Origin of the sequence: Tahibacter amnicola (genome assembly GCF_025398735.1) — a bacterium.
GTDB classification, from domain to species: domain Bacteria; phylum Pseudomonadota; class Gammaproteobacteria; order Xanthomonadales; family Rhodanobacteraceae; genus Tahibacter; species Tahibacter amnicola.
The window spans coordinates 3,548,337-3,567,435 of record NZ_CP104694.1; the positions used below are offsets into that span (position 1 = coordinate 3,548,337).

The following is a 19,099-nucleotide window of genomic DNA, read 5'->3' on the forward strand; positions in this document are numbered from 1 at the left end:
CAGTCGTGAAATGTCAGGGTTTTTTGCCGCGGCACCACCGCTCTAAGGAAATTCCATGCAATTCGGCACGTTTTCCCCGTTCCAGATTCCACGCCCCTGGGACGAAGGCTCAGAAACTACGGCTTACCAGAACGCCCTGGCGCACGTTGAACTCTGCGACCGGCTCGGATTCAGTCATGCCTGGGCAATGGAGCATCACTTCCTGGAGGAATACTCGCACTCGTCCGCGCCCGAGATCTTTCTGGCGGCCTGCTCCCAGATAACCCGGAAAATCCGGCTCGGCCATGGTGTCGTGCTGATGCCGTCCGGCTACAACCATCCCGCACGAGTGGCCGAAAGGCTGGGGGTGCTGGACGTCATTTCCAACGGACGCGTGGAGTGGGGCACCGGCGAAGGGTCGTCCGCCATGGAGCTGGACGGCTTCAGCATCCCGCTGGCCAGCAAGCGGACGCACTGGGAGGAAGGGGTGACCGAGTGCGCCAGGATGATGACCATGAATCCCTATCCCGGCTTCGAAGGCACGTCGTTCTCGATGCCCTGCAGAAACATCGTTCCCAAGCCCGTGCAGAAGCCGCATCCGCCGCTCTGGCTGGCCTGTTCCAACCGGGAGTCGATCAAGCGCGCGGCGCGGCTCGGAATGGGGGCCATGACATTCGCTTTCGTCGACCCGGAAGACGCGAAAGAATGGGTCGACGATTACTACCGGATCATCAAGGAAGAATGCGTTCCGATCGGCGCGACGGTGAACGCGAACATCATGATGGTCACCGGCCTGTCGGTGCACAACGACGCTGCGGAAGCCGTGCGACGCGGTGGAGACGGGTTCAACTTTTTCAACTACGCGCTGCACCACTACTACGCGTTCGGCAGCTACAAGCCCGGGCGTACAGATCTGTGGAAAGAGTATGAAAGCGCCCGCGGAAAGATCCCGCCGGCCGGTGCGGAGCGCGGGATTGGCACTCCCGGCGAGCTTCGCAAATATTTGCGCAAGTTCGAATCGGCCGGTGTCGACCAGATTGCCTTCATACCCCAGTGCGGTCGCGTCACGCACGAGCATGTGTGCGAGTCGCTCATGCTGTTTGCATCCGCCGTCATGCCCGAATTCCGAGACCGGCATGAAGCCCGGGCGAGCCGGAAAGCGGAAGAACTGGCGCCGTTCATTGCCGCCGCGCTCGAGCGAAAACAGCGCATTGATCCGGTCAAAGATGAAGAAATCCCGGAAGTGGCGGCGCTGGGCCGGCGAATCGTCGACCAGGGGCGTGCATCGAAAATGGCGCAGTCGTGAACAATGATGCGTCTTGTCGCACGGCGTGGACACCCGCGCTGCTGGCGTTGCAGATGGTTTGCGAAAGGAACGGGTAGATGATTCGTATTGGACCGGAATCGCTCGGTAGCACGAGGCTCCTGAAAGAGTACGGCGTGAAGTACGCCTATCTGGCGGGGGCGATGTACAAGGGCATTGCGTCGAAGGAGCTCGTGGTCGCGCTCGGCAAGGCCGGCTTTCTGGGATACCTGGGGACGGGTGGCATGGCCCGCAGCGAGGTGGAATCGGCGATCCGGTATATCCAGAGCGCGCTGGATCGCGGCCAGGGGTATGGTCTGAATCTCCTGTGCAATATGGAGCGGCCGGAACTTGAGGACGAGGTGGTAGACCTGTGCCTCCAGTACGGCGTTCGATTTGTCGAGGCTGCGGCCTTTATCCAGCTCACGCCGAGCGTCGTCCGCTATCGGCTCCACGGGATCCGGCAGAACGAGCGGGGCGAGGTGGTGGTGCCCAATCGCGTCCTGGCGAAAGTGTCGCGTCCGGAGGTAGCCAGGGTATTCATGGAACCGGCCCCCGCCGCAATCGTGGACCAGCTGGTCGCCCAGGGCCACCTGACGCCGGCGCAAGCGCAACTGAGCCGACAGGTGCCGATGGCGCATGAAATCTGCGTCGAGGCCGATTCCGGAGGACACACCGACCAGGGCGTCGCCTACGCGCTGATGCCGGCGATTTTCACGTTGCGCGACGAGGTGCAGCGCAGGTTCGCCTACGAAAAATCCATTCTCGTCGGTGCTGCGGGCGGAATCGGTACCCCGCACGCGGCGGCGGCTGCTTTTGCGATGGGGGCCGACTTCGTACTCACCGGTTCGATCAACCAGTGCACGGTCGAGTCCGGCATCAGCGATTCCGCGAAGGACCTGCTGCAAACTGCAGGTGTCAACGACACCGCCTATGCTCCGGCGGGCGACATGTTCGAACTGGGCGCCAAGGTGCAGGTCCTCAAGCGGGGGGTGTTTTTCCTGCCAGGGCCAACAAACTGTACGAGCTCTACCAGCGGTATAGGTCGCTGGATGACATCGACGCGGAAACCCGTCAGCAGCTGGAAGCCAAGTATTTCCAGCGATCGATCGAGGATGTCTGGCAGGAAACGCGGGCCTATTACCTGCGAAGCAATCCCGCCAAGATTGCCGATGTCGAGCAGAATCCCCGGAAGAAGATGTTGCTCGTCTTTCGCTGGTATTTCGTTCAATCCACGCGCCTGGCCATCCAGGGTGTCCAGGATCAGCGGGTGAATTATCAGATCCAGTGCGGTCCGGCGATGGGCGCGTTCAACGCCTGGGTAAAGGGCACCTCCCTGGAGCCGTGGCAGAACCGGAGAGTCGGCGACATCGCGCAACGGCTCATGCAGGGTGCTGCGGATCTGCTCCAGGCCAATGTTGCCGCGATGGTAGCGCGCAACAATGCCGGTACCTCATCCCCGGCGACGCAATGGGCCTGACGCTGCCTACGAAAACACACGTTCCCTGCGAACGCGCACCAGCGCCGATTTCGCGTCTACTCACGAGGTTCCGGTTATGAGCAAGGCGGTTTCCCTTTCCAGAAAGCAGGTGGAGCGTTTCTGGCGCGACATGGCGGTGGTGAACGAGGGGCGGGAGTTCGAGACAGACGAGCAGCGGCAGGCGTGCAAGGAAGCCGTAAAGGCCATGTACGATTTCGCCGGCGCCCAGATCAGAAGCGGCATCGCCTGGAACTGGGGCCTGGACATGCCGGAGATAGACCGCCGCATCGAAGCCGCCATTCCCTCGTACAAGAGCGCGAATACCGATGGCTTTTCTGAGCAAATGTACTTTTTCGCGCTCCAGGCGACCGGCATCACCGACTTCAGCCAGACCAGGTTGCTCGACGTGGGCTGTGGTTTTGGCCAGGGATTGAATTTCCTGTCGCGCACGACCCCGGTCGGCGAGATGGTCGGGCTGGACCTGTGCCAGAACGCGATCAACTACGCGAACGCCCGCTGGGCGCGGCCCGGCCTGGCGTTTGTCTGCGGTGATGCTGAAAAAATGCCTTTCGGCGACGGCGAAATCGATGCGGTGATCAACATCGAAAGCTCGCACACCTATCCCGACTTCGGGCGGTTCCTCTCGGAGGTTCGCCGCGTTCTTCGGCCGGGAGGCATTTTTTCCTTTGTAGATGTATTTACCGAAGAACGCTGCCAACGGTTTGATGCCATGAAAGCCGGCTCCGGCTTCCAGTGGCGGCAGCAGACGGATATTACCGCCCAGGTGAAGTCAGCGATCGTCAAGCGATTGCAACCCGACAGCTTCCTGAGGACCACGCTGAAGGGGCAGGGCGGGAGCAAGTTCGGCCTCCACAACCTGACGGAGCCTTTGCTGCTCGTCAATTACGGCGCCGATTTCGTGGACTTCCGATTCTCGCTCGCGCAGCGCATTTTCCGGAGCGCTGTCACCCGCCTGCTGTTGCGGTCGATGTCGGCTCCGGAGATCAAGTTGACCTCGTATGTTCACCACCTCGCCGTGAAGACCTGATCGCACGGACTTCGCCGTGTGCCGGTCGACGCCGTGTCGCGTACCGCGAGACGGCGTGTACGTCGCGGGGAAATCGCTGTACTGCTGGAACGCTGAGCAATAGGAAATTCATGATGTCGGATTGGCAGGAACCCTTGCTGCGCGCGTTGGCGAGTGGCGATACCGCACAGATGCAAGCGGCGCTGCGCCGTGTGCCGGCAAACGTGCTGCACATGGCAGTGCCCGCCATCGCGCAGATGGCTGACCTGTGCGACCGGGACGGACGGCTCGACGAGGCCGTCACCTACCTCAACCAGTTGGCCGAGCTCCAGCCCGATGAGGCCCGTTGGCGGCAGCAACGCGCCAGCGTCAACCTCAAGCGGGGAGAGGCCGAAGCCGTGCTTGCCGACGCCGAATGGATCGTCGCGCTTCGCCCGGACGATGTGGACGGGCATCGTCTGCTCGCCGCGGCGCACGACACGTTGCGCAACGGGCGCGAGGCCCTCGCGGCCTATCGGCGAGTGCGCGAGCTCGCCCCCGGCGATACCCACGCAACCGGGCAGATCGACCGGCTCGACGGTGAGCTGCGCAAGGAAGAGCTGCTGCAACGGGTGCTGGATCCTCAGGCGGCGCCTGTGACGCCGGATGCACCGGCACCGCTGCCGCGGGTCGAGTTCGATCCGCAACTGTTTGCGGATCCCGCGGTTCCGACGTCGACAAATCCGGCCATGGTTGCCGGGCTGCGGCAGCATTTGGCGCGCTACGGCGCACACCTTTCGTCACGGGCGACACTGGAACGACTGGACGATCCGCAGTGGTTGCAGGCCTGGGATAGCGCCCTGGCCGCGACCGCGGGCGGTCGCGTGCTGCTGCACGGGAGCGAACTCGGCCTGTTCGCGCTGCGCGCGCTCGCCCACGGCGCGGTGCACGTGACCATCGTCGAAGAATCCGCGATCGATGCCCGGATCGCCGCGGGTATCGTGCAGAAGCACCTGCTCGCCGCGTGGCACGCGCAGCACGGCCCGGCCATCCACGACTGGAGTGACGAGCAGCGGCAGGCATCGTTCGAGGCATTCGCCAGCCACGTCGATGTGGTGCCCGCCGACGCGCAGGGGCTGCCGCTGTCGACCTACGACTGGCTGGTCATACCGGATATCGACCACAGCCTGCTCGGTTCCGGCATCGTACGCACGATCCGTTCGTATCGGGAGCGGGGCGCCACAAAGGCGCGCGTGCTGCCGGAAAAGGCACGGCTGCATGCGATGGGCGTGCAGTGGGCCTATCCTGGTACGGAGCTCGATCTGGGCGCGCTGGCCGCGTTGCGCTGGAGCCCGTATCCCCAGCCCGTCGAACTGTCCGAGGACTGCTGGATCGGATTGACCGCGCCCACCGAGATCGGTGAGGTCGACTTCAATACGTTTGCCGATGCCCGCTGGCCGCACCACCTGCCGGTCGTGAAATCCGGAACGCTGAATGCGATGCTGTTCTGGTTCGATATCGAAATCGCCGGCGCGCGGCTGAGCACAGCACCGGGCAACCGCATGCGCTGCATCCGGCCGGCCGTGCAGTACACCGATCCGATCGCGCTTGAGACTGGCGGCCTGCTTGACGTCGACGTCGTCGTGGAGGCAACAAGGCTGTTCTTCGAAACGGTACCGCCCGCACGTACCATGCGAGCCTGCGCGCTGCCGAGCTGGTATGTGCCGATGATCGTCGACGTGCCACGCAATGCGGCCTACCGTGACGCGCTGGCGGCGCGGCTCGCCGAGCGGAACGGCGCCAGCGTGCTCGATATCGGTGCCGGTTGCGGCCTGCTGTCGGTGATGGCAGCCCAGCTCGGCGCATCCCGCGTCCACGGCTGCGAGGTCGACGGGCCGCTGGCAGACGTTGCAGAGCAAGTGGCCCTCGCCAATGGCGTCGGCGATCGCGTGCGCATCGTCCGCATGGATTCGCGTCGGATGCGCGTACCAGAGGACATGCCGGCTCCCGCCGAGCTGGCCGTGTTCGAGCTGTTCGACTGCAGTCTGATCGGCGAAGGCGTGCTGCATTTCCTGACCCATGCGCGCGAACACCTGTTGGCGCCGAATGCTCTTCTGGTGCCAATGGCAGGCCGTATCCGGGGCATGGTGATCGAGTATCGGCTCGATCGCATCTGGGACATCGATGCGAACATCCTGAATCCGTATCGCTTCTCCCCGGAATTCATCAACGTCGATGCGCGCGAGCTCGCGTACCGACCGCTCAGCGAACCGTTCGACGTGTTCGCGTTCGATTTCGCCACGGCAACACCGGCGCCTGAAGAGCGTGAGATTGATGTCGAAGCGATCGAACGCGGCACCGCCGGCGCCTTGTTGTTCTGGTTCGATCTTCAGCTCGCACCTGACCGATGGCTTTCAAACGCGCCGGATGCACCGCACCGGCTGCACTGGAAGCAGGCGCTGCAATTCCTGCCGGAGGTACAGGTCGAGGCGGGCAGGGGATTTCCGATCACGGCGCGTCACAACGGCAGTGCCATGGCGTTCCGTTGGCGCCAGAACGCGTTGCCAGCACAAGCGTATTCGCGGCTGCCGAGATTCGATGCGCGCGTGTACCAGCAAGTCACCGAACTGCAGTCCCAGACCGCTGACCTGTTCCGTCATTGCGCGGCAGATCCTGCGGAATACCTGCGTGTGGCGGCGCTGGCGCAGCGCTTTGCGATCGACCCCGCCGCACACGGACTGGACCCCAGGATCGCGCAACGGTTCTGCGCCCACTTCTTCGCCAATGGCCGCTGAGCGGGGAATGTCAGCCGTGCACAAGCAAAAGACGATCTTCATGTTCTCCGGCCAGGGGTCCCAGTACTACCAGATGGGTCAGCCCCTCTACGCCCACAATGCCGTGTTCCGCTATTGGATGGATCACCTGGATGCGTTCTGCCGCCGCAGCTGGGGTGCCTCGATCCTCGAGCTGATCTACGACCCCACGCGCACACGGGCCAACGTCTTCGAGCGGACGCCGTTGAGCGGGCCGGCGATTTTCATGGTGGAGTACGCGCTCGCCAAGGCACTGGAGGACGCAGGGGTTCGTGCAGACCTGACCCTCGGCGCAAGCCTGGGCACCTTCGCCGCCGCCGCAGTGGCTGGCGCCGTAACCCCGGAAGACGCGCTGACGTCAATCATGCGGTACTCGCGCGTTCTTGAGCAGCACTGCCCGCGGGGAGGCATGCTTGCCGTCGTGGCTGACTGCGCGCTGTTCGAGGCACCGGAACTGTGCAGCCGCACGGAGCTGGCTGCGATCAACTTCGCGTCACACTTCGTCGTCGCCGGGCTGGAGGCGGAGCTGGCGGACGTGGAACGCTGGCTCGGTCAGCGCGGCATCGCCCACCAGCGAGTGCCCGTGTCGTACGCATTCCACTCGCGCTGGATCGACGCCGCGCGCGAGCCACTGCTGCGCTGCTTCGACGAACTGCCTCTGCAACCGCTGCGGATTCCGCTGATCTGCTGCGCCCAGTCGCGTACGTTTCACACGTGGCCCGACCGTGCGTTTTTCTGGAATGTGATTCGCGATCCCATCGCATTCAGCCGAACGATCGCGGGCCTGGTGCACGAGGCTCCATACCGCTATCTCGACGTCGGTCCGTCCGGCACGCTCGCCACATTCCTGCGCTATTTGCTGCCGGCGGACTCCGGAGCGCTGGTGCAACGAGTTCTGTCGCCGTTCGGCGGTGAGCTGCAGAACTTTGAGGCGGTCGTCGGCGCCGTACGCCTGGGTGTGCCCGAGCGGGTGTAGTAGCGACGGCCAGGGGATCGTGCCCCTGGCCAGCTTCGCTGTGTCCGCGCTGTTCCGCGGCCACGAAATTCTCCGAACCTTTGCCTGAACTCGCTCCCATTCGGCCTGGTGCCGATCGGGCACCAGAGCCAACCTGCCCGGGTATGCGGAGCGGAAGTCCGAATCAATGGAGTCTGCCCGTCGGGCGACGCAGGCAGGGCGAACCGCGGTAGCGCAAATGACACGACAGAAGTGACCATCAAAGGGCCAGGGCTTGAGCACGCCCGGGCGCGTGGCGATAGCAGCAATAGAGCCGCTGGCATTGCTCGCAAAGCTGGACGCCATCATTCCCGCGATAGCAAATTGAGGGTAAGTAACAACATCAACGCAAGATGAATCTGTGTAAATATGGTCAACGGCACAATCGCGGCATGGTGGACGGTAAGCATTCCGGCCCAGCCGTCGATACACCTTCGCCGGGGGAAGGTGTCGGGCTCTGACAGTGAACCGAACGACGCAGGCATCGCCCGCGCCGCGCCGTGCCACGGAAGATCATCCTTTCACAGATCAGGAGCAGTCATGCGTAAGGTGTTGTCAGTGGGCAATTCGCGCGGGATCGCCGCGGCTTCTTTGGCGCTGTCTGTCGCTGCGGCAGTAGTGCCAGCAGCGGTCACTGCGGCCGAACAGCACAAAGTCGATCCGGTGCTGTCGGTTGCGCTTCACCGTGACCTCGGCATGGGCGTTGAAGCAGTCAGTGAGTACCGGACGGTGGAACAACGCCTGCCGGCGCTGGAAAAGGACCTGCGCAGTTCACTCGGAGGCGATTTCGGAGGCCTTTGGCTGGATCGAAATCCGAAAGGGCAGTTTGAAGTCGTCGTCGGCGTGACGCGCGCCGGGCTGGCAAAATTCGGCGATCTGAAGGGGGACGCATCCAACCCGTTGACTTCAGCCTGGCGGAATTGGAAGCGGCGAAGCAGCAGCTGGACGACATCGTCCAGACGCAGCGGGTGTCGGGCAAGCCCGCGGCGCTCGACCCCTCGCTTCATTCCTGGTACGTCGATGTACGGCTCAACCGGTTGGTCGTCGACGTCGAGGCGGGGGCCCACAAGCGGGCGATTGACCTTATTGCGTCAACCCGAGTCGATGCGCACCTGATCCAGTTCACCGAATCCAAGCACCGCCCGCAGCTGACCTTCGATGTTCGCGGCGGCGATGGTTACCGCATCGGCACGCAGCACATCTGCTCGATCGGGTTTGCTGTCCGGCAAGACCAGTACAATGGCTTCTTGACGGCAGGCCACTGTGGCGGCGTCGGCGCGTCGACCACGACGTGGCAACGCGAATCGATCGGCGATGTTTATGCCAGCGTCTTTCCGACCAGCGACTACGGGGTCGTTCACAACGCCAATCCGCAAGGTATCCCGCGGCCGTGGGTCAATGCCTATTCGTTCGGCGGCAACCTGACCATTGTTGGTGCGACTCCGGCCGTGGTCGGCGCACCCATCTGCCGGTCCGGCGTCGTTTCCGGTGCACGGTGTGGCACTTTGACAGCCACCAACGTGACCGTTCAATACGCAGAGGGGCTGGTTTTCGGTCTCTCGACAACGTCGGCCTGCGTCGCCGCCGGCGATTCCGGTGGCTCCGTGGTCACACCGACCGGCCACGCACAGGGGGTAAACTCCGGTGGTTACCTGCCCAATGGGACTCACAATTGTGACCAGCAGACGCCGCTCACCTTCTTCCAGCCGATTCTCCCGATTCTGGAGGCATTTCCGCGCATGACTCTGGTAACGGGACCGTAATCCTGGACTGATGCGGACAAGTCACGCTCTGCAGACGTAGCAACGATCGGCTGGCCGCCATTGCCGGCCTCGGCAGGGCGCCCGGTCGCGCAATGCGAACGGGCGCTCCCGAACGCCGGGTGGCCTATTAGTGCCTGAGTCGAGGCGGAGTGTACCGCCGCAGGATAGGGAGGACAGGCGCCAATACGGGCTCAACGGGGTCGCTACGCCAGAGGCAGCAGCGGGCCCTCTCGATTGATGTGCTCGACACTCGACGCCACGAATTCCGCATCCCAGTGCCTGGTGTCGCGCTTCGTACGATGCGCGCGATTGTTGCGCGACCACTTCCCGTTGAAGCGGCCGGCACGGACGGAGCTGCCGGCGCGGATGAAGGCGTCCCACACGCGATCATATTTGCTGACGTCACCACCGGCGTACGTCAACGCAAATTCCTGCAGCGCGATTTCGCTGTGGCTGTAGTCATCATCATCGTCGTCGAGATCGGCTTCCCCCGTACTGTCGTCGTGGCGACGCAGCAGCGCGATGCACCGAGTTGCAAACCAGTCCAGGTCCAGGGAGTCGAACCCGTGATTGTCCAGCGCGGCCGCGACTTGCCGGACGATCGCCTGACCGTCCGCACACACACGGCAGGCCAGAAGCTCGCGCGTTTCGTCGGTCATGCCGTATCGTGCGAACAGCTGGTCGATCAACGTTTCCTGAAACGTCTCATGCCCCATGTCCCAGAGAAAAAAGGCTTCCAAGCTGGGGGCAGTACGTCACGTCGGCGAGTGCGAGCGGCGCCATGGCGAAGGAGCCGCGCGGATGGAATTCGTCCTGCCAGTTCGGAATGGTCACGTTCGCATTCACTTGCCGCACGTACCGCGCGATGAGTGGGCGTAGCGCGACGAACTCGACTGCCCTTTCCCAGAACACACGTTCATGCTCGGCGGCAAGCACATCGCCCCCGGTGGCGAAGCGCAAGGTGTAGTACCGGCGCCCGCAGCGATTCCCGCTGTTCGGCGGATCGGTGGGGGGAAGCGCAAGAAATGCGTTCATATCGCCAGTTGCCTCAAGGACCGACTCGATGGCAGCCCGGTAACCCGCTTCATCCGGGGACGGGACACTGACCACAGCGACGATAACGTCGTCTCGTCCCCGATACCGGACTACGCTGTCCCAACCTTGTGTGGAGTTCATTGGCTCGCCCGTTGACTCGGGTTGCGAGTATAGGCATCCGTGCTGGGACCCTGGAAGGCACTCCCTGCGAAGCCCCGGATTCGGAACCAGTTGCCGCTCTTGCCCCGATAATGCGTTCATTACCTCCGAACGCATCCTAGCCGGGGGAACCATGGACCGTCTTTCACTTTCACTCGTTGCCGCGACACTGCTCATAGCCTCCACTGGCTCAGACGCGGCCAATCCGGCTGTTGCCACGCCCGATCCGGGATTCTTTTGTGGTACGGCATCGGTGTGCACGGCGGCGCCGCGCAGCCAGTTCAATGTCGATCTGGGCGGCGTCCTGGAAGACACACTGAAGGCGATCGTGCCCTTGGTTGACGGGCGCTCCGTTTTGATCGGTCGCGCGCGTGACGACGTCAACGACGCCGACCTCGTCTTCGGGCGCCTCAGCGCGAACGGAACGCGCGACTTCACGTTCGGTGGACCGGCGGGGATTCGCAACTACCCCGGTCCGGATTCCGTGCAGGACATCCAGGTGGACGCCCAGGGCCGTTACCTGGTGATGTTCCGGCTCAATGCCGGTTTCACCGTGGCACGATATCTGCCCGACGGCCTGCCGGATACCAATTTCTCCGGTGACGGGTCAATCGACGTGGATATTGGCGTGTCCACTCGCAGCGCGGGCGCGCTGATGGTGCTGCCGGACGGCAAGATCGCTGCCATCATCTCGGTATTCACCAGTAGCACGACCTACGACATCGGTTTTGCCCGGCTCACCACTGACGGAAACCTGGATTCCACCTTCGACGGAGACGGCAAGGGGGTCTATGCAATCTCGTCGTTTCGCCCGTGGTTGGTAAACGGCATGACCCTGCGTCGCAACGGACGCTGGTTCATTTCGGCCAGTATTGAATCTGCCGCTGGACCCACCACCCAGACGCTGGCGCTGGCGTGCACCGCCGGCACGGGCAGCAACTCCATCATTTGCGACGAAACTACCTCCGATGCCTTAGATTTTGCGACCTGTGCCTCGCAAGGTGCTACCGGAGGCACCCACATCAACGACATCGTGCGGATGCCCAATGGCAGCGTGCTGGGCGTGGGCACCTACTATCCCTATCCGTACGTCTCTGGCAACTATCGTGCACTCGCCGTGCTGTGGGACGCCAACAGCCTCGACATGGAAGTAGCCAAATGCCTCGCTGGCTCGTCCTCGTACATCGCGAAGATCCGTCGCACCGGTACCGGGAGCGCTGTCACCCATTTTCGCGATTCGGCAGAGCCGACGAAGGCTTTTGCGATGGCCATGTCCACCAACGGCGTGAACGACCTCTCGTTCGGACCGATCAGCCTCGGGGTCGACTGGCCGACGCAGGCCGGTACGTCCAGCGACCTTGGCTACGGTGGCTTCTCGCTGGCCTATCTCAACGGCAAGGTCTATCTCGGCGCGAGCCGCCGATGGGTGAACAGTGACTTCGATTTTGCCGTGGCGCGCTACAACACCGATGAGCTGTTCTCCAGCAGCATGGGAGATTGAGCCGGCGAACCGGGGGCGTCGGCCCGCCCCCTCATCGGCGCGGCCAACAGCGGGAGAGCAGGGCTCTCCCGCCACCGGATCAATGATCGTGTTCGGCGTGTGCGCCCTTGTCTGCTTCTTTCGCTGCTTTTTTTGCCGCTTCGCACTTCTCGTACGCTGCTTTCACCGTCGGATCCTTCAGATTGAGGGTCGCCGGGTCCTTGCCTTGAAACTCGGCGCATTCGGCCGGAACCGCGGCCGGGCGTCGCGAGTGCGCGGCCGGGTCATGCGCCAGCGCCGGTACAGCAACGGCGGCCAGGGCGGCCGCCACGAGGAAACGCAGAGTCATCGTGTTCTCCAGACAACATGGCCGCCATCGGTGGAGGCGTGCCGGCGGCGGCAATCGTCCGGCACGCCGTAGCCCTTACGGACGATACAGCTCGCTGTAGAAACCGCTGACGGTCACCGTCACTGTCACCGGCTGTGTGCCGTGGTTGTGCCAGTACCAGCCGTGGGATCCCTCGAACGGTGCGGTGAAGGTGCCGGCGCCGCTGGCCGTCTCATCTTTCCAGTAGCTGGTGAACGCATCCTTGGGCGCGTTGACGGCTTCGCCGTGCATGTCGAATTCCACTGCGCCGGCGCTGCTGGACCAGTTAAAAGTGAACTGATTGCCTTTGTGCATCTTGGCCTTGATCTCGGCTCCCTGGTCCGGACCGAGGGTCACCTGCATTTCGCCGGTGCGGAACGGCGTGAGGCTCTGGATGACGAACGCGTTGCGAAGCGCGCTGCCGGCAACCGGGGCACTGCCCGTCACCGGCGACGGCGAAGTCGACGCACTGACGGGCAGCGTGGCAGTCACCACGGGTTCGGCGCTGGCGCTCAGGCGTTGCAGGCCGAGTCGACGACCGATACCGGTCGGGTCAATGCCATGCTCGGCCGGCAGCACGGCGGTGACCAGGATAAGGCCGGCGGCGATCAGTGCCACGCCGGTCGCTTTCAGCAACTGGTGACGGGTCGGGTGTGGATGAAGCGCGTGCGTTGACGACATGGCAGACCTCAAGAAACGAAATAGCCGGTGAGCTGGTGACCAACCAGCACGAAGCCGGCAACCATCAGGACCGTATTGGCGGCAAACGCCTGGCGACCGAATGCGTCGCTACGGCGCCAGTAGCTGATTGCGATCAGGATGCCGCCCAGCGCCAGCAACTGGCCGATCTCGACACCCACGTTGAATGCCAGGATGTTGGCGACCAGCCCGTCCGCCGGCAGCGTGAACTCCTGCAGCTTGGTGGCCAGGCCAAATCCGTGAAAGAAGCCGAACACCAGCACGGCAGCCTTCGTGTTCGGCTGCACCCCGAAGAATCGCTGGAACGCCCCAAGGTTATCGAGTGCCTTGTAGACGACCGACAAACCGATAACCGCATCGACGAGGTAGGGGTTCACGTGCGTGCCGGTCAGGACGCCGAACAGCAGGGTAGCGCTGTGGCCGACGGCAAAAAGCGTGACGTAAAGGCCGACATCGCGCAGTCGGTACAGGAAGAAGATCACGCCAAACAGGAAGAGCAGATGATCGTAGCCGGTGACCATGTGCTTGGCTCCCAGGTACAGGAACGGTACCAGTTGCACGCCGCTGCTGTTCTCGATGAAGGCCTTGTCGTCGCTGGCGACACCGTGCGCCCACGCGCACGAGGACAGCAGCAACAGGGCGATCAGGAAAGACCATCGAAGTGGCCCAGGTACCGGGTGAAAAAGCGATCTTTTCTGCATGGAATGTCCTGAACGATTGATCACGAACGCGGCTGCCGGCATCGTCGTGGCGACGCTGCAGCCGTGCCTCCAAGGAGTCGAAATCCAAGTTCGCACGCCGGCGTTCGATTCGCTTCGATGCCTTCCCCGGTTTCGCGCCGATTCTGGAAGCCATGGCCTGGGCCCCGGCGCTTTTCGCGCAGGGCTTGCCGCTGACGATGGCAAAGTCGTTCAACCCGTCGACAGCGGCGTTGCCGGTACGGTCACGATAACGATGACGGTGATGATCACCAGTCCGAACGGGTTTTCCGTCAGCGGTATCAGGTTCAGCGATACGTAACCGGTCGCCCTGGCACCGGATCAGGCCGGTGCCTCACCGGAACCGATGTTTACCCGGGTGGCCCGCCTTCGCGGGTTCTGACCGTGCTGGCACCCGCTGAGCCTGTCCCGTTGCCGGCGCTGGGCGGCTGGGGGCTGCTGTTCCTGGCACTGATGATGATCGTGGTCGCCAGGGTTCGAAGGGCAGCGTAACCGGACCTGCCGCCTTGTGGAGCTACCGCCACGGCCTGCAGTCGCATCCGGGCGGCAACTTCCGTTTCCAACGATCCTGGTGAACGCGGACTACCGCGTTCACCAGGACGATACGGACTACTTAGAACTTCCAGCCCAGGCGCGCGTAGTAGAAACCGCCGCCGAAGCCGTACGGCGAGTGCACCGGATACTGCGCACCGGCAACTGCAGCGCCCCACGGGTTGTTGTCCGGCGTCTTGTCGAACACGTTCTGGGCGCCGACGCGGACGAAGAGGCCCGAATCCCACTTCCAGCCGGTTTCGATATCGACCGTGACTGCGCTGTCCTCATAGATCGGCAGGCCACCGTCTTCGATCCGGACCACGTCGCTGTCGAGGTGATCTTCGTACCAGGAACCGAAGTAGTTGAGGCGCACCAGCAGGTCCCACGCCTCGCGGTGGTGGTGGACCGTGAAGTAGCCCTTGGTGCTCGGCAGCGACTCTTCGAGCTTCTTGATGCGCGCTTCGCTGATGATGCCGGGCGTGAACTTGTTCACTTCGGTATCGTTCCAGTTGAACGCAGCAGCGTAGTTGGTTTCACCGCCAAAGTGGTCGGTGTCGACGCTCGCGACAAGGTCGATGCCGCGGGTGGTGGTGTCGAAGTCGTTGACGAAGAAGCCGACGCGGCTGATCGACGCGGCCTGGACGACACCGGCGGCAATGAGCGCGGCGCGGTCGGCCTCGGTGATCGTGAAGTCGGTACTGCGCGCGATGCGATCGTCGACCTTGATGTGGTAGTAGTCAGCCGTGAGGTTCCACGGACCGTTGTTCCAGACCAGGCCGAACGAGAAGTTTTCCGACTCTTCCGGCGTCAGCGGTTCGGCACCATAGAACGCGGCGATCGCGTTCGTCGGCGGCAGCGTCGCGGTGTCGCGAAGCTCACCGTCGATGAAAGCCGTGGTGATCTGGCTCACGTTCGCCTGGCCCGGGGTCGGCGCACGGAAGCCCGTGCTGAGGGCGCCGCGGATGGCGAAGGTGTCGGTGAAGTCGTAGCGGCCCGTCAGCTTCCAGTTCGAAGTGCTGCCGAAGTCCTCGTAATCTTCGTAGCGCACCGCGCCCGCAATGAGGAACTGGTCGGTGACCTGCGACTCAAGGTCGGCATAGACCGCCCAGCTGTCGCGCGACCATTCGCCGGCCGTCTGCGGATTGAAGCCCGGGAAGCCGTTCGAGCCGATGCTGAAGCCCTGCTGCGTCAGCGGACCGATCGCGGTGGAGGCGGCGTCACCCGCGCCGATGCGGAACTCTTCGCTGCGGAACTCGGTGCCGAGCGCGAGGTTGACGCGATCAAACGCCCGGGTGATGTCGAAGTTGAACATGTGCTCGGTCTGTTCGTTCGAACCCGGGCGGAAGAGGAATCCCGCCGGCTGGTTCGGTCCGAGCGACGCGTTCACCGTGTTGTACATGAAGAATTCGATTTCGTTGTTGCCGTACGTGCCGCTGAAATCCCAGTGCCAGTCGCCCCAGCGGCCCTTGATTCCCCCGGTGAAGCCCAGGTCTTTCATCTCACCGCCAAAGCGCGGCGTGAAGCCGCCGGTGAAGACCTTGAGGAAGGTGAAGCAGTCGCTCGGCAGTGCCGCGACCTGGCCGGAAACGGTTGCGTAGGGGATGAGGTTGCCGGCCGCATCGCGCAGCGCGATCGTCGGGCAGGTGGTGTTGCCGCTCAGCGAGCCGACCAGCAGCGTCTGGCCGCCGTCGTTAGAGTACACGCCAGCGCGGGCCGTCGGGTTGCGGTAGTAGAAGCCGCCGTCCGTGTCGCGGCGGGAGACATTGCCGAAGCCGTAGAGCTCGATGTTCTCGCCCTTCCAGCCGAAGTTGCCGACGAACTTCTGGTCGTCTTTGACTTCCGGCGAACCCCAGATCTGCGCCGGGTTCGGAACGTTCGGATAGCCTGCGGCCGCGGCGGCGGCAGCGTCATCGCGCTGCACGCTGCGGGAGGTCGGATCGGATTCGCGCCATTCGGCCGTCAGCGTCGCGAAACCGTCCGGACCAAGCGGGAATCCGATCTGGCCGTCGACCTGCGTGGTGAAGCCGTCGCCTTCGTAGTGTTCGCCGCCAAAGATCTCAACCTGGCCGCCTTCGCTCAGACGCTTGAGGCCAAAGTTGATGACGCCCGCGATAGCGTCGGAGCCGTACTGCGCGGCCGCGCCGTCACGCAGCACTTCGACCTGGTCGAGCGCCAGCGACGGGAACACCGAGATGTCGACGCCCTGCGAACCATCCGACAGACCGTGACCAAGGAAGGTGATGACCGCGGAGCGGTGGCGCCGCTTGCCGTTGACGAGGATCAACGTGTTGTCCGGCGGCAGGCCACGCAGGTTTGCGGGGCGGATCAGCGACGCGGCGTCGTCGATCGGAATCGTGCTGACATTAAAGGAGGGTACCAGCACCTTGAGTGCGTCGAGTACGTCCGGGGAGCCCTGGTTGTGCAGCTCTTCGGCGTTGATGATGTCGATCGGCACCGCAGAATCGGTGGCCGTACGGCCGGTACCACGGGTGCCGAGCACCGAAATCGTTTCGAGCGTGGCCTCTTCGTCGTCCGACGATGGCGCCTGCTGCGCGAGCGCGGCGGTACTGAGGACCAGGGCGAGGCTACCGAGTGCCACTCTCACTCCGACCGCGAGACTATTCATTGCGAATACGCGCTTTGAATGCTTCATCTGATGCTCCCTTCCGAGACGACATGGTTGGTCGGCAGACGCTGTACGCCCGCCAGGACTGCCGGGCCCCCGCCCGATCACACGTTTTTAACAGAGCGTGACCCCTGTCGGCAAATTCGGCAACCCCAGCGCCCTGGCGGCTTGGACCGTAGGCGGGATTTGGCAAGGACGTCCCAAGATTTACATGTTGCACTGCACAAGCCGGGGCGTGCCGGCGCGCACTTGACGCGCAACGAAAGACCCGCTTAAAGACGTCAGACGGGCTCGGCCGAAGACCCGCGGAGGGGCGGAGCCAAGCCACCGGGAGCGGCAGTGTCCCGTACTCTCCCTTCACCTACACCCTTTTGCCTTTCGAGCTCATGACCGTCGAATACACCCTCGTCCGCGCTCCCCATGACGTCGAACAGATCCTCGCGCTGCAGGCCGAGAACCACCGCGACACCGTCGACCCGGAAACCGCGCAGCGCGAAGGCTTCACCAGCGTGCGCCACGAGCCCTCGGTCCTTCATGCCATGAACCGTGCCTACCCGTCGGCGATCGCGGTCTCCGGCGACGTGCTCGCCGGCTACTGCCTCATGATGGCGCAGCAGTTCCGCCATGCCGTGCCCATACTGGAACCCATGTTCTCGCTGTTCGACCGCCTCGAATGGCGTGGCGAGCCACTGGCCGGCAACCCGCGCTGGTTCGTCATGGGCCAGGTCTGCGTGGCACGCGCGTTCCGCGGGCAGGGCGTATTCGACGGCGTCTATCACAAACTGCGCGACGCCTACGCACCCCAGTTCGACTTCGTCCTCACCGAGATTTCGCAACGCAACACCCGTTCGATGCGCGCGCACCAGCGTGTCGGATTCGAGACCTTGCACGTGTACCGTGATCCCGCAGCCGACGAGATGTGGGAAGTGGTCGTGTGGGATTGGCGTTGAACGAGCGGAAAATGGGTCTGCTCAAATCATCACTGCACGCGCGAGGCCAGGGATCGTGTATGGGCTTTCCCGACTTCCTGGAGGGCGTGGTTTCGGAGAGTGCCTACAGGCGCTGGCTGCGTCACAAGGCGAGGGCGCATGCCAGGCGTGATCGCGGTCGTGGCTATACCTGCGCGGTCCCGCACTACAAGAATGAGATCCACAAAGCGGTATGCGCGTCCGCGGGCAAGGACGTCTATACAGGCGAGCTGCTTGACTGGCGCTTGATCAGCACTTATGACAACGCCGAATCGAAGGCCGGGCGCCACAAATACAAGGCCACTTTTGCGCTGTTGCCAACAGTCGATCACTTCCTGGCAGATGCGACGTCGGTGAGCTTTCGCATCTGCGCGTGGCGCACCAACGACGCCAAGCATGACTTGGCACTACGGGACTTCCTGACGCTGTGTCGATCGGTGCTGGAGCACGCTGGCTACACCGTCACGCCACCGTCCAACCCCGCGCGGTGAATATCTGCGCGCATCCCGAGTGGTCGGACCTGGCAACGGTCAGGTCAAAAACCCTCGCTCCAACCCATCCAGCGCCTCCTGCCCGAGCTTCGCAAGATCCGGCTGTCCATCCTTCTCATACCAGTAGCGCATCGTCGCGCGGATGACACCGATGGCGGCGCCGGCCATCAGGCGGGCGCGGCGCTCGGAGGCGGCGCCGGGGCCGAAGCGGCGGCGGAAGGTGGCGGCCATTGCTGTTTCCCAATCGCGGTCGATTTCGTGTTCGCGCGCGGCGAGTGCGGGTTCGGAGTCGACCAGGCGCTGCTGCGCGAGGATCTGCGCGCGGTTGGCGGAATATTCGTCCGCGAAGGTTTCGCAGATCGCGCGCAGGCCGTCGACGGGGTTGGGTGAGTGGTCCGCTCCGTCGAGCAGTGCGAGGAAGCGCTCGAGGCGCTCAGTCCGGTGGGGAAAGGCGAGCGCTTCCTTGTTCTCGAAATAGCGGAAGAAAGTGCGGCGGCTCACGCCGGCGTCGGCGCAGATCTCGTCGATGGTCGTCTGCGCGAAACCGTGGCTGTGGAAGCGGCGATTCGCGGCAGCGATCAGCGCCTGGCGGACGGCGGCCTTCTTGGCGGAGCGCGTGGACCGGGTCACCGGAAAAGTGCCTGCGTCGCGAAGCCATGACGAAAGATGTATGGCGTGCGGCG

17 protein-coding genes and 2 pseudogenes are annotated in these 19,099 nt (G+C 63.6%); 12 read left to right on the forward strand and 7 right to left on the reverse strand.

The features are described from left to right. The first annotated feature begins 55 nt into the window (after positions 1-55). From N4264_RS14315 to N4264_RS14345, 8 genes and pseudogenes are all read left to right on the forward strand, one after another. A complete protein-coding gene (locus tag N4264_RS14315; protein ID WP_261692928.1) occupies positions 56-1,285 on the forward strand; it encodes an LLM class flavin-dependent oxidoreductase in 1,230 nt (409 codons plus the stop codon). 77 nt (positions 1,286-1,362) lie between these two features. Beyond that, a pseudogene (locus N4264_RS14320) lies at positions 1,363-2,271 on the forward strand (PfaD family polyunsaturated fatty acid/polyketide biosynthesis protein); the annotation flags it as partial. A 92-nt stretch (positions 2,272-2,363) separates the two neighbouring features. Next, positions 2,364-2,501 (forward strand): annotated as a pseudogene (locus N4264_RS25825) (hypothetical protein); the annotation flags it as partial. Positions 2,502-2,552: 51 nt separating this feature from the next. Further along, on the forward strand, positions 2,553-2,762 hold the full coding sequence (locus N4264_RS14325) for a hypothetical protein (RefSeq protein WP_261692930.1): 210 nt from the start codon (positions 2,553-2,555) through the stop codon (positions 2,760-2,762). A gap of 76 nt (positions 2,763-2,838) precedes the next feature. Next, a complete protein-coding gene (locus N4264_RS14330) occupies positions 2,839-3,810 on the forward strand; it encodes a class I SAM-dependent methyltransferase (RefSeq protein WP_261692931.1) in 972 nt (323 codons plus the stop codon). A gap of 110 nt (positions 3,811-3,920) precedes the next feature. Next, positions 3,921-6,563: a 50S ribosomal protein L11 methyltransferase gene (locus N4264_RS14335; protein ID WP_261692932.1), complete on the forward strand. Its 2,643-nt coding sequence runs from the start codon at positions 3,921-3,923 to the stop codon at positions 6,561-6,563. Between the two features lie 16 nt (positions 6,564-6,579). Beyond that, entirely contained in the window at positions 6,580-7,557 is a 978-nt protein-coding gene (locus tag N4264_RS14340; RefSeq protein WP_261692933.1) for an acyltransferase domain-containing protein, read from the forward strand. 938 nt (positions 7,558-8,495) lie between these two features. Next, the gene (locus N4264_RS14345) at positions 8,496-9,338 is read left to right on the forward strand and encodes a S1 family peptidase (RefSeq protein WP_261692934.1); all 843 of its coding nucleotides are present in this window, start codon (positions 8,496-8,498) and stop codon (positions 9,336-9,338) included. A gap of 203 nt (positions 9,339-9,541) precedes the next feature. Here N4264_RS14345 and N4264_RS14350 read toward each other — a convergent pair whose 3' ends face one another. Both N4264_RS14350 and N4264_RS14355 read right to left on the reverse strand, forming a co-directional pair. Beyond that, positions 9,542-10,078 carry a hypothetical protein gene (locus tag N4264_RS14350; protein WP_261692935.1) on the reverse strand — a complete coding sequence of 179 codons (537 nt, stop codon included), beginning with the start codon at positions 10,076-10,078 and terminating at the stop codon, positions 9,542-9,544. Then, positions 10,044-10,373, reverse strand: coding sequence for a hypothetical protein (locus N4264_RS14355; RefSeq protein ID WP_261692936.1), 330 nt, complete (start codon positions 10,371-10,373; stop codon positions 10,044-10,046). Before N4264_RS14355 ends, N4264_RS14350 begins: the two co-directional genes overlap by 35 nt. A 292-nt stretch (positions 10,374-10,665) precedes the next feature. Here N4264_RS14355 and N4264_RS14360 point away from each other — a divergent pair, with 292 nt between their 5' ends. Beyond that, positions 10,666-12,033 (forward strand): delta-60 repeat-containing protein, encoded by a 1,368-nt coding sequence (locus N4264_RS14360; protein WP_261692937.1) that lies wholly within the window; start codon positions 10,666-10,668, stop codon positions 12,031-12,033. A 79-nt stretch (positions 12,034-12,112) separates the two neighbouring features. Here the strand turns inward: N4264_RS14360 and N4264_RS14365 are convergent, their stop codons facing one another. The 3 genes from N4264_RS14365 to N4264_RS14375 all read right to left on the reverse strand — a co-directional run bounded on the left by N4264_RS14365 (position 12,113) and on the right by N4264_RS14375 (position 13,779). Continuing rightward, positions 12,113-12,361: a hypothetical protein gene (locus N4264_RS14365; RefSeq protein WP_261692938.1), complete on the reverse strand. Its 249-nt coding sequence runs from the start codon at positions 12,359-12,361 to the stop codon at positions 12,113-12,115. 75 nt (positions 12,362-12,436) lie between these two features. Beyond that, the gene (locus N4264_RS14370) at positions 12,437-13,060 is read right to left on the reverse strand and encodes a hypothetical protein (protein ID WP_261692939.1); all 624 of its coding nucleotides are present in this window, start codon (positions 13,058-13,060) and stop codon (positions 12,437-12,439) included. 8 nt (positions 13,061-13,068) lie between these two features. After that, complete coding sequence (locus N4264_RS14375; protein WP_261692940.1) at positions 13,069-13,779, reverse strand: HupE/UreJ family protein; 711 nt, start codon at positions 13,777-13,779, stop codon at positions 13,069-13,071. Positions 13,780-13,795: 16 nt separating this feature from the next. On the opposite strand from N4264_RS14375, the gene N4264_RS14380 reads away from it, so the two are divergent. Next, positions 13,796-14,098, forward strand: a complete 303-nt coding sequence (locus tag N4264_RS14380; protein ID WP_261692941.1) for a hypothetical protein — start codon at positions 13,796-13,798, stop codon at positions 14,096-14,098. Between the two features lie 312 nt (positions 14,099-14,410). Here the strand turns inward: N4264_RS14380 and N4264_RS14385 are convergent, their stop codons facing one another. Continuing rightward, entirely contained in the window at positions 14,411-16,984 is a 2,574-nt protein-coding gene (locus tag N4264_RS14385; protein ID WP_261692942.1) for a TonB-dependent receptor plug domain-containing protein, read from the reverse strand. A gap of 359 nt (positions 16,985-17,343) precedes the next feature. Between N4264_RS14385 and N4264_RS14390 the strand changes: the two genes are divergently transcribed. After that, positions 17,344-17,907, forward strand: coding sequence for a GNAT family N-acetyltransferase (locus tag N4264_RS14390; protein ID WP_261692943.1), 564 nt, complete (start codon positions 17,344-17,346; stop codon positions 17,905-17,907). An 11-nt stretch (positions 17,908-17,918) separates the two neighbouring features. Then, positions 17,919-18,416 (forward strand): hypothetical protein, encoded by a 498-nt coding sequence (locus N4264_RS14395; protein ID WP_261692944.1) that lies wholly within the window; start codon positions 17,919-17,921, stop codon positions 18,414-18,416. Positions 18,417-18,455: 39 nt separating this feature from the next. Here the strand turns inward: N4264_RS14395 and N4264_RS14400 are convergent, their stop codons facing one another. Next, positions 18,456-19,046, reverse strand: a complete 591-nt coding sequence (locus tag N4264_RS14400) for a TetR/AcrR family transcriptional regulator (RefSeq protein ID WP_261692945.1) — start codon at positions 19,044-19,046, stop codon at positions 18,456-18,458. Between the last annotated feature and the right edge of the window lie 53 nt (positions 19,047-19,099).

Excerpts from the sequence above, each read along its gene's own strand:
- N4264_RS14335 (WP_261692932.1), top strand. The coding sequence starts at position 3,921 with ATGATGTCGGATTGGCAGGAACCCTTGCTGCGCGCGTTGGCGAGTGGC.
- N4264_RS14375 (WP_261692940.1), bottom strand. The coding sequence starts at position 13,779 with ATGCAGAAAAGATCGCTTTTTCACCCGGTACCTGGGCCACTTCGATGG.
- N4264_RS14370 (WP_261692939.1), bottom strand. The coding sequence starts at position 13,060 with ATGTCGTCAACGCACGCGCTTCATCCACACCCGACCCGTCACCAGTTG.
- N4264_RS14385 (WP_261692942.1), bottom strand. The coding sequence starts at position 16,984 with ATGAAGCATTCAAAGCGCGTATTCGCAATGAATAGTCTCGCGGTCGGA.
- N4264_RS14395 (WP_261692944.1), top strand. The coding sequence starts at position 17,919 with ATGGGTCTGCTCAAATCATCACTGCACGCGCGAGGCCAGGGATCGTGT.
- N4264_RS14330 (WP_261692931.1), top strand. The coding sequence starts at position 2,839 with ATGAGCAAGGCGGTTTCCCTTTCCAGAAAGCAGGTGGAGCGTTTCTGG.
- N4264_RS14360 (WP_261692937.1), top strand. The coding sequence starts at position 10,666 with ATGGACCGTCTTTCACTTTCACTCGTTGCCGCGACACTGCTCATAGCC.
- N4264_RS14355 (WP_261692936.1), bottom strand. The coding sequence starts at position 10,373 with ATGAACGCATTTCTTGCGCTTCCCCCCACCGATCCGCCGAACAGCGGG.
- N4264_RS14390 (WP_261692943.1), top strand. The coding sequence starts at position 17,344 with ATGACCGTCGAATACACCCTCGTCCGCGCTCCCCATGACGTCGAACAG.
- N4264_RS14315 (WP_261692928.1), top strand. The coding sequence starts at position 56 with ATGCAATTCGGCACGTTTTCCCCGTTCCAGATTCCACGCCCCTGGGAC.
- N4264_RS14365 (WP_261692938.1), bottom strand. The coding sequence starts at position 12,361 with ATGACTCTGCGTTTCCTCGTGGCGGCCGCCCTGGCCGCCGTTGCTGTA.